Below are 12,738 nucleotides of genomic sequence, written 5' to 3' on the forward strand. Positions count from 1 at the left end.
TTATTAATACTCTAGTTGGTTGCAGTCTGACTCCGCGTTAGGGATAGTAGTGGATAGCCCACAGCCCGACTTTGGAGGTGCGAGGACTTGTAACGAATAGCCTGACCCTTGTGGTAACCTGCCTGCCGGCAGGCAGGCGCCCCAATAAATACAGACAAACCGTTAATTTATGTTAATGTAACAGAACTATAATGCCTTTAACTACGGCTAATACAATAAAATTTTTATTTTTGGAACAGTAATTGTAATTTCTTACTTGAAACAATAAAATGTAATAACAAGAGTTACATACCAATTACCCCAATACAATGAAAAAACTACTACTTTTAGGTATCGCTGTGTTAACTATGCAAACTACTTTTGCCCAGAAGGAATCGGCTTTTGAAGATGGCGAATGGTTTAAGTTTAAAATGAGTTATAGCAATTGGCTAAAGGCTGGAAACGCAACACTTACCGTTAAAGATGAAAAATTAGGCGGTAAAGACGTGTATCATGTGGTTGGAAAAGGTTGGACTACAGGCATGATTAAATGGTTTTTTAAAGTTAAAGATAGGTATGAAAGCTATTTTGATAAACAAACCATATTACCGTATAAATTTGTTAGAAACATTGATGAAGGAGGGCATACCAAGGATTTAGAAATAGATTTTGACCAAAAAAATAATAAAGCGCACGTAAATGATAAAAAGCATAAAACACAAAAGGTAATTGATACCAAGCCTAATATTCAAGATATGGTGTCTACCTTCTATTATTTGCGTAATAACCTAGATATTAGCAAATTAAAAATAGGCGATGAGGTAAAGATTGATATGTTTTTTGATGAAGAAAATTATGGTTTTAAATTAAAATACCTTGGTGAAGAAACTATTGAAACTGATTTTGGAGATGTTAGGTCTTTAAAATTCAGGCCTTATGTTATGGCAGGCCGCGTTTTTAAAGAGGAAGAAAGTTTAACACTTTGGGTGTCAAAAGACAAAAATAAAGTACCTTTACGCATCAAAGCAGACTTGGCTGTTGGGTCTTTAAGAGCAGACCTAGAAGCATTTAAGGGACTCAAACATCCTTTTAAAATAGTTGTTAATAATTAAGACATTTTGAACTCTAAGATAACCGACCGGATTAAAGAAAAATACGAAGCCATTGATCAAGATGTTGAGGTACATTTAGAAGGCTTACTTCATAGTAAACCCATTAATTATTGGGATTATATTCAAACAGATGCATTATTAAATTTGCAAGTACAACGTACTGTTTTTCCTGACGAGAATGTGTTTATTATGTATCATCAGGTTAATGAGTTGCTATTTAAAATGGTGCTTTCTGAAATGGGCCAGATTGCTAATAATAGCGATTTAAATACGGATACTTTCTCGAGTAAATTAATGCGAATTAGCCGTTATTTTGATGTGTTAACTTCTTCTTTTAGCATTATGAAAGATGGGATGGATGTGGATCAATACAATAAATTTAGAACCACATTAACGCCTGCAAGTGGTTTTCAAAGTGCGCAATACCGAAAAATCGAGTTTGCATCTACCGAGCTTATAAACCTTATTGATAAACGTTTTAGGGACACTATTGATAGAAATTCTACTTACGAGCATGCTTTTGAGCATTTGTATTGGCAAGCTGCAGGGAAAGATTATAAAACAGGAAAAAAAACCTATACTTTATCTGCTTTTGAAGCACGTTATAAAGATGAATTTATTAGATTTACTAAGTTTTATCAAAACAATAATTTGTGGAGTAAATTTAAAACCTTGCCTAAAAAAGACCAGGCCAATAAAGATTTGATAAAAGCCATGCGTCATTATGATTATACAGTAAATATAAAATGGGTAATGGCACATTATAATACAGCAAACCATTATTTAAATATTAACGGAAAAACTGCCGAAGCTACGGGTGGAAGCGAATGGGTAAAGTATATGCACCCAAAATATCAAAAAAGAATATTTTTTCCAGATTTATGGACAGAGAAAGAAAAAGAAACGTGGGGAACCGATATTTAATAATAGTATTATCACTAGGATTCATCTTTGGGTGTAAAGATGACGTAAAACCGGAAGTTGAAGAAATTGTAGAATTTATTGAAGAACCAAAAGAAGTTTTTGAGTTTGGTTTTAATGTGGATGACTATGTTGTTAAAAAAGATACGATCCGACGAGGTGACAGTTTTGGTGAGATTTTAGAACGCAACAATATTGGCTACCCAACAATTTTCAATATTGCTGAAAAAGCTAAAGATACATTTGATATTAGACGATTACAAGTAGGGAAACCATACACGCTTTTATGCTCTAAAGATTCTTTAGAAACGCCAAAATGTTTCATTTATCAGCCTAATTTGGAAGAATATGTGGTTATAAATTTCCAAGATTCAATTCACGCTTACACGAGTAGAAAGCCAATTACTTATATTGAAAAAACAGCAACTGGAATTATAAATAATAATATTTCTGAAACTTTACAAGAGCAGGGATTAAGTCCTAGGTTAGCTTATAAAATGGCTGATGATATTTATGCATGGACTATTGATTTTAGAAGACTTCAAAAAGGAGATAGGTTTAAAGTTATCTATACAGATAAATTTATTGATGACACCATTTATACAGGTGTACACAACATAAAAGCAGCATATTTTGAGCATAATAAAGAGCCTTTTTATGCTTTTGAATTTGTAACAGATTCAACAAAAGGAATTGTAGATTATTTTAGTGAAGATGCTAAAAATTTACGTCGCGCCTTTTTAAAAGCACCTGTAAAGTTTAGCAGGATCTCATCACGTTATAATTTAAAACGACGTATTGCGGTTTATGGTTTTAAATTGCGACCGCATAGAGGAACTGATTTTGCCGCACCAATAGGGACTCCTATTATGGCAACAGCAAATGGAACTGTAATTGATTCAAAACGACGAGGTGGTAACGGTAATTACGTAAAAATTAGACATAATGCCACATACGAAACGCAATATCTTCACATGAAAAAGCGGAAGTCTAAAGTTGGGGATTTTGTAAAACAAGGTGATGTTATCGGTTGGGTAGGTATGACCGGTAACACAGGAGGACCTCACGTCTGTTATCGTTTTTGGAAAAACGGAAAAGAAGTAGATCCTTTTAAACAGAAATTGCCAGAAGCAAAGCCAATTTCAGATTCATTAAAAGTAGAGTTTTTAAAATTTATAGAACCTATTAAAACACAGCTAGATAATATTCATTTTTTAGAAGACGTTTTTGAGGAGCAAAATCAACCAGAGCACAAATTAAAACAAACCGAAAACCTAATTTCATTAAACCATTAATTCATGGCGCTACCAACTATAAACCCAACGACCACTAACTCGTGGAAAAAATTACAAGAACATTTTAAAGAAGTTAAAGATGTTCACTTGAAAGATTTATTTGCCAAAGATAAAAATAGAGCAAATAAATTTACCATTAAATGGGATGACTTTTATGTTGATTTTTCAAAAAACAGAATAACTGAGGAAACATTTAAATACCTTTTGGAATTAGCAAAAGATGTGAAACTTAAAGACGCTATAAAAAGCCAGTTTTCAGGTGAAATAATTAATGAAACAGAAGGAAGAGCCGTTTTACATACTGCTTTAAGAGCTCCTAAAAATGCAAATTTTAAAGTTGATGGCGAAAATGTAATGCCAGAAATATATGAGGTTAAGCAAAAAATAGAAGGCTTTACTAATGAGGTAGTAAATGGTGTTAGAAAGGGTTATACAGGAAAAGCATTTACAGATGTTGTAAACATTGGTATTGGAGGATCAGACCTTGGGCCAGCAATGGTTGTAGATTCATTGCAGTATTATAAAAACCAATTAACAACGCACTTTGTAAGTAATGTTGATGGCGATCATGTAAATGAAGTAATAAAAAAATTAAATCCTGAAACAACACTATTTGTTATTGTTTCAAAAACATTTACTACTCAAGAAACATTATCAAATGCGAATACTTTAAAGGCATGGTTTCTAAAATCAGCTTCAAATGATGCGATAGCAAAACATTTTGTGGCCGTTTCTACGAACATTAAAAATGTAAAAGGTTTCGGAATCGACGAAAACAATATTTTCCCAATGTGGGATTGGGTTGGAGGTCGTTTTTCACTTTGGAGTGCCGTTGGTTTAACCATCAGTTTAGCTGTTGGTTACAAAAATTTTGATAGCTTACTTAAAGGGGCTAACAAAATGGACGAACATTTTAAAAATGAAGATTTCGATAAAAATATACCAGTAGTTTTAGCACTTATTAGTGTTTGGTACAATAACTTTTTTGGAGCAGAAAGTGAAGCAATTATTCCTTATTCTCAATATTTAAACCAGTTTGCAACCTATTTGCAACAAGGTATCATGGAGAGTAACGGTAAAAGTGTGGATAGAAATGGAAACCCAATTAATTACCAAACGGGAACTATTATTTGGGGCGAACCAGGAACCAATTCACAACATGCATTTTTTCAATTAATACATCAAGGAACCAAATTAATTCCAGCCGATTTTATTGGTTTTGCAAAATCATTACACGGCAATCAAGATCATCAAGATAAATTAACTTCCAACTTTTTAGCCCAAACAGAAGCTCTGTTAAATGGTAAAACGAAAGCTGAGGTTATTGCTGAAGGCACAGAGGAGGCTATTATTCCATTTAAGGTATTCCTAGGTAATAAACCTACAAATACCATTTATATTAATAAGTTATCACCAGAAAGTTTAGGAAAACTAATTGCGATGTACGAGCATAAAATATTTGTGCAAGGTATTATTTGGAATATTTTTAGCTATGATCAATTTGGAGTGGAATTAGGAAAGCAATTAGCTTCAAAAATTTTACAAGAATTTAATAATAGCGCAAATAATGAACATGATTCTTCAACTAATAATTTATTGAATTATTATAAGGAAAAATCAAAATAAGGCAAATTATTCTTAAAGAAATATGTAAAAGGCGATAACAATAATAATGTTATCGCCTTTTTTATTGTTAAAAACTATCTTATTTGTTAATAATTAGTTAATATTAATACATGAATTATGTGTATTTTTGCGTCGACTAATTTCAAACAATTAATTATGAAAAAAACTACGCATTTTTTAATGTTTACTGTAGCATTGTTGTTTTCAGCAGTTGTTATGGCACAAAGTACAATCTCAGGTACCATTGTTGAAGAAGGATCTAATATTCCACTTCCAGGAGCTAATGTTATTGAGAAAGGCACTACTAATGGTGTTACTACAGATTTTGATGGAAATTTTACCATCAAAACAAAATCATCCTCTGGAGATATAGTAATATCTTACATTGGGTATAATTCTAAAACAATGGCTTTCTCTGGCGATAAAAGTATTGGGAGAATAGCATTAACTTCTAGCCAAGTAGGTTTAGAAGAAGTTCAAATTATTGCTTCTGTAGCAGTTGATAGAAAAACACCTGTTGCTGTTTCTACTATAAAAGCAGATGAAATTGAGCTTAAATTAGGAACACAAGAGTTTCCTGAAATTTTAAATTCAACACCGGGTATTTATACTACAAAAACAGGTGGTGGATATGGAGATGCTAAAACTCGTATTAGAGGATTTCAGTCTGAAAACGTTGCTGTAATGATTAATGGTATTCCTGTTAACGATATGGAAAACGGTGCTGTTTATTGGTCTAACTGGGCTGGCCTTGGAGATGTAACATCTTCAATGCAAGTACAAAGAGGGCTTGGAGCTTCTAAGGTTGCTGTACCTTCAATTGGCGGTACTATAAATGTTATTACAAAAACATCTGATGTTGAAGAAGGCGGGAATGTTTTCACTTCTATAGCAAATGATGGTTACAAAAAATTTGGAATGACTTACTCAACTGGGTTAAGTGAAAAAGGTTTTGCTGCAACAGTTTCTGCTGCAAAAACAGATGGAGATGGTTATGTTGATGGAACTGAATTTACAGGGGTATCATATTTTGTTAACCTTTCTAAAGAAATTAATGATGCTCATAAATTATCATTTACTGCTTTTGGTGCAAAACAACGTCACGGTCAAAGACAAAACAGACAAACTATCGGTACTTATAGAGCAAGTGAGAGTGGTAGAAAGTTTAATGCAGATTGGGGTTACAAAAACGGACAAGTAACACATCAAGAAGATAATTTTTATAACAAACCTCAAATGTCTTTAAACCATTATTGGGATTTAAATGATAATACAAGCATCTCAACAGTTGCTTATGCATCATTCGGTTCTGGTGGTGGCGGAGGAACTGCTGGAACTTATAAGTTCGGTTTCGATTCTACGGGATATAGTGATTATAGAACGGGCCTTTATGGACCATTAGATTTTGATAGAATTGTAGATGAAAATATCGCAGCAGGAGCAAATGGTTCTGAGACTGCTTTAAGAGCTTCTCGTAATGACCATAATTGGTATGGTGTATTATCTACTTTAAAAACAAACCTTTCTGATGATTTAGTGTTGTTAACAGGTTTGGATTATAGAAATTATAAAGGAATTCACTTTTCTGAAGTTACTGATTTATTAGGAGGACAGTATCTCTTTGATGATGCTAATGTGAACAATCCTAATGCTGCTTTACAAGTAGGAGATAAAAGAAGTTACTACAACGACGGTTTAGTTGGTTGGTTAGGAGCTTTTGCTCAATTGGAATACGATGTTAATGAGGATTTTAATACGTTTCTTTCATTAGCTGCTTCAAATACATCTTACCAAAGAGTTGATTATTTTAATTATTTAGATAGCGATCCATTACAAGAAACAGATAAGTATAATTTCTTTGGTTTTAGTGTTAAAGGAGGTGGGAATTATAGAATTGATAATAACCATAACGTATTTGCTAACGTTGGTTATTTTGAAAAAGCAGCGGATTTTGACGCAGTATTCCAAAATTTTGACAACGAGCATATCAATGAAAATGCAGAAAATCAAAAAATTACAAGTTTCGAGTTAGGATATGGATACCGTAGTGACAAGTTCTCTGCAAATGTTAACTTATATAGAACGTCTTGGAGTGATAGAACAGAAACAGTAAGTTTCCAACAACCAGATGGTACAAACGCTTTTGCTAATATTTTAGGGGTAAATGCGCTTCATCAAGGTGTGGAAGTAGATTTTAAATATAAAGCTTCAGATAAGATAGAATTTACAGGAATGGTTTCTTTAGGAGATTGGACTTGGGATAATGATGTAACAGGTGTTGATATACTTGATGAAGATCAAAATTTAATTACAACCGTAGATCTTTTTATCGAAGGTTTACATGTTGGTGATGCAGCTCAAACAACAATGGCATTAGGAGCTAAATATAAAATTACATCTAAAACAAAATTATTTGTTGATTATAATTTCTTTGGAGATATTTATGCAGATTATGATCCTAGTGATCGTGGGGTAGATGGTGCTCCAGATGCATGGAAATTACCTGATTATGGATTATTTGACGCAATTATTAGCCACGATTTCGATTTCGGACCTTTTGATACTACTTTAACAGCTCGTATGAATAATATTTTTGATACAGAATATGTTACGGATGCTTTTGATGGTAATGCAAATACAGCATTAGTTTACTATGGTTATGGAAGAACTTTTAGTATTGGTGCAAAACTTAAATTTTAAAAAAAAGAAAAATGAAAAAATTAATTTATTACTTAGTAATTATAGGAGCAGTTTTTACTGGCTGTAATCCTATGGAAGATATTAACAGCGAAATAGATGCTGTTGAGACCGATATAGTTGGTGATGTTGTTTATGAACTAACTGATGATGATTATGAAACTTTAGAATTAAACTACGGTAATTTTAACTCTGTAGATGATGCTAAATCAGATATCCCAGGTTTATTGGCTGATTTATACCCAGTTTGGGGTAATGGATCATCTGCTTTAGTAACTTTTAAATGGTATAACCCTGTTAAAACTTATGAAGCAGCAATTTATGAATTATCTGATGATGAACATAACGCTATAACTGGAAACTTTTATGGTAATTTTGATAGAGATTATCATATTTATAACTATTTAGATGCCACTTATCCAACTCCTGATGAAGGTGATTTTGTATCTTTAAAATACCGATTTTATGCAGGTGGAGAAAGCACTTTAACAGATGGTTTTGCTTATGAAGATGGTGAGTGGGTTAAATTCACAGGTTTTACAGAAGATCAGTATAAAGCTATGGGAGAAGGGTACCCTAATTTTTCTAGTGAAGATGAAGCAAATACTAAAATTCCAGTAGCCTTATTAGATGTTTATAAATATAACCCTAAAAGTGCTGGTGATATTGTTCTTGCAATGTATGAATTATATGTTGGAGGTGGTGTAACTGAAAGTTATACAGCAGCTTATATATTTGATGGAACTGCTTTTTCTGCATATACTAATGTAGCAACAGAAACAATTCAGTTTGGTCATGATGGAACTACATGGGTGCCGGATAACACTATTAAATATACTTTAACGCAAGCTGATTACGATTTGGTTGATAATGGGTACTATGCTAATTTTGATGTAAGAGCTGGAAAAGCCGAAGAAACTATTGAAGTTAGATTGGGTAAAATAAATACCATTTTACTTAACAATTTCCCTAGCGATGAAGAAGGACAAAAATATGTAGTATCTTATAACGTATATAATGGGGCGGCTGCTATTTATACTATGAAAGTCATTAAATCTGGTGGTGAATATATTCTGAACGAGTAGTTTTCTGCTTTAATTAAAAATAAAAACCACCTCAAATGAGGTGGTTTTTTTTCCTCAAAATTTAATATCTTTATAACTGTTATGAAAAAACTTATTTTATTAATTTGTACAATAATCATTAGTGGTTGTAGTTCTTCTGGCGGTGATGATTCAACACCTCCAAAGGAACCAACTGAAGATGGGACGCCTGTAGCAGTAAATGATACTTTTACAACAGAAGAAGGGAAAGCCCTAGAAATAAGCACTTTATTGAGTAATGACACGGTAGTTGATAATGCCAGAATAAATACGTTTGAATTAGTAACTGCAAATGGAGGTACCGTTTCCGATGAAAGAACACATTATTTGTACACTCCCCAAGAAAGTTTTGTTGGAGAGGATACATTTACATACACACTATGTGATGATGATAGTCCTGCAACTTGCTCAACTGCAACTGTAACAATTACTGTAACTGATGAAGGTAATCCTGCAGCAGAAAATGACGCTATAAATGTTTTAGAAAATAGTACAAAAATTATTGCTAATCTTTTAGAGAATGATTCTGCCATAGATGATGCTATTTTAAGTTCAATTGACAATACTGGCACTCTTGGAACTGTTGTTTTAAATTTTAATAAAACAGTTTCATATACGCCACCAAATGATTTTTTAGGGCAAGATTCGTTTACATATACCATTTGTGATGATGATAGTCCAACAAATTCATGCGCTACTGCTACAGTTACAATTACAGTAATTGCGCCTTTATACTTTAATATACCTTTTGAATTAGTTGATTATTATGATGGGGTTATATTTTCTGATGATTCAAATTTAATGTTTGAAGAGTTAGAAAACCATACAATAACAAATCATACAACCATTTTATCATACAGTCAAAGGCATCAGCACTTATATAATGCAGATGCTGAGTTAAGTAATTCAGATAATGTAATTTTGATGTATTCTGGAGAAAGTAGATATTGGGAAGAATACACTTCGGGAACAAATGCATATACTCCTCAAACCTTTAATACAGAGCACATTTATCCGCAATCTAGATTAACTTCAACTGATGCAGTAACAGATTTACACCATTTAAGAGCTTGCGATGATACGATTAACAGCGATAGAAGCAATTACCCTTTTGTTGATGGAAGCGGAACTTATAAACTAACAGGAGAAACTTGGTTTCCAGGTGATGAATGGAAAGGCGACGTTGCAAGAATGGTTTTATATTTAAATATTAGATATGGCGAAACATTTTCTAAAGTTGGAACTTTGGAGTTATTCTTAAAATGGAATGTTGAAGACCCTGTTTCAGCATTCGAGGAACAAAGAAACAACGTCATATATGCCGCACAAGGCAATAGAAACCCTTTTATAGACAATGCTTATCTAGCCACTTTAATTTGGGGTGGTGATGCTGCAGAAAACAAATGGGAGTAAAATATAAGAATTAGAATTATTTGAAACCGCTTCAAATTGAAGCGGTTTTTTTATGTTTTTAATTATTACATTTGTTATTCAGAAATAAAAACATTGATTTATGTACGACGTTGTAAAAACACTTCACTCTTATTGGGCATATTTAGTGCTAATTATTTTAATAATAGCCACAATAAATGCCATTATAAAAACAATAGGCGATAAGGAATATGAAGCAACCGATTTTAGAAAATCATTATTTGCGCTTATAGTATCTCATATTCAATTGCTAATTGGATTGGTGTTGTATTTTGTTTCTCCTCGATTAGAATTATGGAGCGAATTAGGTGGAAAAGTAATGAGTAATTCTGTTGCGCGATTATATTTAGTCGAGCATCCATTTGTAAACATTATTGCCGTTGCGTTAATCACTATCGGCTATTCAAAACATAAAAAGAAACTAACATCCAATGGGAAGTTAAAAACGATAGCTATATTTTATAGTATAGCATTAGTCTTGTTCTTATCTAGAATTCCTTGGAGTACTTGGTTAGGATAGAAAGACTTAATCAACCGCTTTAATTAGGTGCATATAAACTGGGAAATGGTCGCTAAAACCATTGCTAAAACCACCATTGGACCAACTTCTAAACGGATACCCTTTATAAGTGCCAGTTTTATCAATTAAGTATCGCTTATTAAAAATAGCAGCTTTGTATAACTGAAAAGTCGAATAATCTTTTTCAGCTAAAGGTTTTGTAATCATTATTTGATCAAATAAACTCCAGGAATCTCTATAAGCGGTTGTGCCTAACCCGTTTTTATAGAAATTTATAAACGGATTGTAAATACCTTTTAAACCTACTTTTCGCTTCTCATTTTTAGCTTTTAAAACAGATTTTACACTTGTATTATTAGGGTTGTCATTTAAATCGCCCATAATAATTACCTTAGCATATGGATTAATTATTTGAAGCGAATCAACAAGACGTTTTGTTAGTTTTGCGGCCGCAACTCGCTTTGGCCGGCTTCTCTGTTCTCCGCCGCGCCTAGAAGGCCAATGATTAACAATAACATGAATCAATTCATCTTCCAATTTACCGCTTACCAATAATTGGTCTCTGGTGTGGATTCTATTTTGATTATCCTCATCATAAAGCCTTAAAGTATGGGAACTTGTGCTAATTGGTGTAAATAATTTTTTTTGATATAAAAGTGCCACATCAATACCTCTAACATCTGGCGAATCGTAATGAATAATACCATAATCCTTTTGGTGTAAAAGGGAGTCATTTACAATAGCTTCTAAAACTTCCTTGTTTTCTACTTCGCAAACGCCCAAAATGGCTGGTGTATTATGGGTTTCAGCCGAGCCAATTTCAGATATGACGCGCGCCATATTCCTTATCTTTTGTAAATAGGCATCTTCACGATTCGTTTTAAGTTCCATCATTGGGCTATACTCATCCAATTTTGTAGGATCATTTATCGTATCAAATAAATTCTCCAAATTGTAGAATGCCACCGTGTGGATTTTAAATTTTTTGTCTTGCGCATTTACAGTTATAAACACACTTAAAAATATAATAGAAATACTAAATTTTAAAAAATTCATGGAATTAACAAAAGCATTTTTCATCAGTAATATAATACAAAACTTACGCCAAAGTTAAACGTTTGCAATAAATGTTGTAAATTTTCACTTTTTTACAAGTTACTATTTCACATTTATTGTGTCATAAAGATAATTATGAATAAAATAACCCTCATTTTTTTATTCGGATTTTTTACCATATCCATCAATGCTCAAGACACTTTGATTAAAGGTAGTGTTTTGGATGCACTTTCATTTGAACCCATTGAAGGGGTTTCAGTTTCCATCGAAAATTCAAATTTAGTTTTATTAACGGACGCTCTAGGAACTTTTGTTTTTCAAGAAAATATCCCATTAGGAGAACAAATTCTAAGAATTTCAAAAACGGGATTCATTTCTAAGCGCTATCCTATAACCGTGAATGAAGGAGAAACGGTGAATATCACAGACATGATTTTAGAAAAGGACGCTGCACAAACAGCCGACTTATTTACGATAACGTTATCCGATGATGAATTGAATGATGATGTGAGCGGCTCAGATAATATTTCAGGTTTATTAGCCTCTTCATTAGATATTTTTCAGCGAACTGCTGCTTTCGAGTTTAGTTCTTCCTTTTTTCGCGTTCGTGGTTTAGATTCAAATAACGGTTCTATTTTAATTAATGGTATCGAAATGAATAAAACCTATAATGGTAGGCCACAATGGAGTAATTGGGGCGGCTTAAATGATGTATTGCGTAATCAAGAATTGACTTGGGGACTAACACCTTCAAATTATAATTTTGGTGGCGTTTTGGGTACAACCAATATTGACGTGAGAGCTTCAAAGGCTAGACCTGGGAGCCGATTAACGTATTCATCTTCCAACAGGAGTTATACCAATCGGTTAATGGCAACTCATGCGTCTGGAGTTTTAAAAGATAATTGGGCATATACGGTTTCTATTGGGAGACGCTGGGGAAATGAAGGCTATCAGGATGCCACAAGCTATAGCTCAAATTCTTTTTTCACTTCCGT

10 protein-coding genes are annotated in these 12,738 nt (G+C 33.0%); 9 read left to right on the forward strand and 1 reads right to left on the reverse strand.

The features are described from left to right. Positions 1-308: 308 nt before the first annotated feature. The 8 genes from WBN21_RS12495 to WBN21_RS12530 all read left to right on the forward strand — a co-directional run bounded on the left by WBN21_RS12495 (position 309) and on the right by WBN21_RS12530 (position 10,684). On the forward strand, positions 309-1,091 hold the full coding sequence (locus WBN21_RS12495) for a DUF3108 domain-containing protein (protein ID WP_424200770.1): 783 nt from the start codon (positions 309-311) through the stop codon (positions 1,089-1,091). Between the two features lie 6 nt (positions 1,092-1,097). Continuing rightward, positions 1,098-2,015 (forward strand): tryptophan 2,3-dioxygenase family protein, encoded by a 918-nt coding sequence (locus WBN21_RS12500; protein WP_424200772.1) that lies wholly within the window; start codon positions 1,098-1,100, stop codon positions 2,013-2,015. Further along, positions 1,973-3,307: a peptidoglycan DD-metalloendopeptidase family protein gene (locus WBN21_RS12505; RefSeq protein WP_424200774.1), complete on the forward strand. Its 1,335-nt coding sequence runs from the start codon at positions 1,973-1,975 to the stop codon at positions 3,305-3,307. Before WBN21_RS12500 ends, WBN21_RS12505 begins: the two co-directional genes overlap by 43 nt. A 3-nt stretch (positions 3,308-3,310) precedes the next feature. Then, positions 3,311-4,933 carry a glucose-6-phosphate isomerase gene (gene pgi, locus WBN21_RS12510; protein WP_424200776.1) on the forward strand — a complete coding sequence of 541 codons (1,623 nt, stop codon included), beginning with the start codon at positions 3,311-3,313 and terminating at the stop codon, positions 4,931-4,933. A gap of 156 nt (positions 4,934-5,089) precedes the next feature. Then, positions 5,090-7,633 (forward strand): TonB-dependent receptor, encoded by a 2,544-nt coding sequence (locus WBN21_RS12515; protein WP_424200778.1) that lies wholly within the window; start codon positions 5,090-5,092, stop codon positions 7,631-7,633. Positions 7,634-7,644: 11 nt separating this feature from the next. Next, a complete protein-coding gene (locus tag WBN21_RS12520) occupies positions 7,645-8,715 on the forward strand; it encodes a hypothetical protein (protein WP_424200780.1) in 1,071 nt (356 codons plus the stop codon). Between the two features lie 81 nt (positions 8,716-8,796). Continuing rightward, the gene (locus tag WBN21_RS12525) at positions 8,797-10,146 is read left to right on the forward strand and encodes an endonuclease (protein ID WP_424200782.1); all 1,350 of its coding nucleotides are present in this window, start codon (positions 8,797-8,799) and stop codon (positions 10,144-10,146) included. Between the two features lie 100 nt (positions 10,147-10,246). Beyond that, positions 10,247-10,684: a hypothetical protein gene (locus WBN21_RS12530; protein WP_424200784.1), complete on the forward strand. Its 438-nt coding sequence runs from the start codon at positions 10,247-10,249 to the stop codon at positions 10,682-10,684. A gap of 6 nt (positions 10,685-10,690) precedes the next feature. Here the strand turns inward: WBN21_RS12530 and WBN21_RS12535 are convergent, their stop codons facing one another. Next, positions 10,691-11,740, reverse strand: a complete 1,050-nt coding sequence (locus WBN21_RS12535; protein WP_424200786.1) for an endonuclease/exonuclease/phosphatase family protein — start codon at positions 11,738-11,740, stop codon at positions 10,691-10,693. Positions 11,741-11,875: 135 nt separating this feature from the next. On the opposite strand from WBN21_RS12535, the gene WBN21_RS12540 reads away from it, so the two are divergent. After that, on the forward strand, positions 11,876-12,738 hold an 863-nt coding region (locus tag WBN21_RS12540), incomplete at its 3' end, for a carboxypeptidase-like regulatory domain-containing protein (protein WP_424200788.1).

The sequence above is a fragment of the Algibacter sp. genome (assembly GCF_049667265.1).
Taxonomy (GTDB): domain Bacteria; phylum Bacteroidota; class Bacteroidia; order Flavobacteriales; family Flavobacteriaceae; genus Algibacter_B.

Excerpts from the sequence above, each read along its gene's own strand:
- WBN21_RS12535 (WP_424200786.1), bottom strand. The coding sequence starts at position 11,740 with ATGAATTTTTTAAAATTTAGTATTTCTATTATATTTTTAAGTGTGTTT.
- WBN21_RS12530 (WP_424200784.1), top strand. The coding sequence starts at position 10,247 with ATGTACGACGTTGTAAAAACACTTCACTCTTATTGGGCATATTTAGTG.
- WBN21_RS12525 (WP_424200782.1), top strand. The coding sequence starts at position 8,797 with ATGAAAAAACTTATTTTATTAATTTGTACAATAATCATTAGTGGTTGT.
- WBN21_RS12505 (WP_424200774.1), top strand. The coding sequence starts at position 1,973 with ATGGACAGAGAAAGAAAAAGAAACGTGGGGAACCGATATTTAATAATA.
- pgi (WP_424200776.1), top strand. The coding sequence starts at position 3,311 with ATGGCGCTACCAACTATAAACCCAACGACCACTAACTCGTGGAAAAAA.
- WBN21_RS12515 (WP_424200778.1), top strand. The coding sequence starts at position 5,090 with ATGAAAAAAACTACGCATTTTTTAATGTTTACTGTAGCATTGTTGTTT.
- WBN21_RS12520 (WP_424200780.1), top strand. The coding sequence starts at position 7,645 with ATGAAAAAATTAATTTATTACTTAGTAATTATAGGAGCAGTTTTTACT.
- WBN21_RS12495 (WP_424200770.1), top strand. The coding sequence starts at position 309 with ATGAAAAAACTACTACTTTTAGGTATCGCTGTGTTAACTATGCAAACT.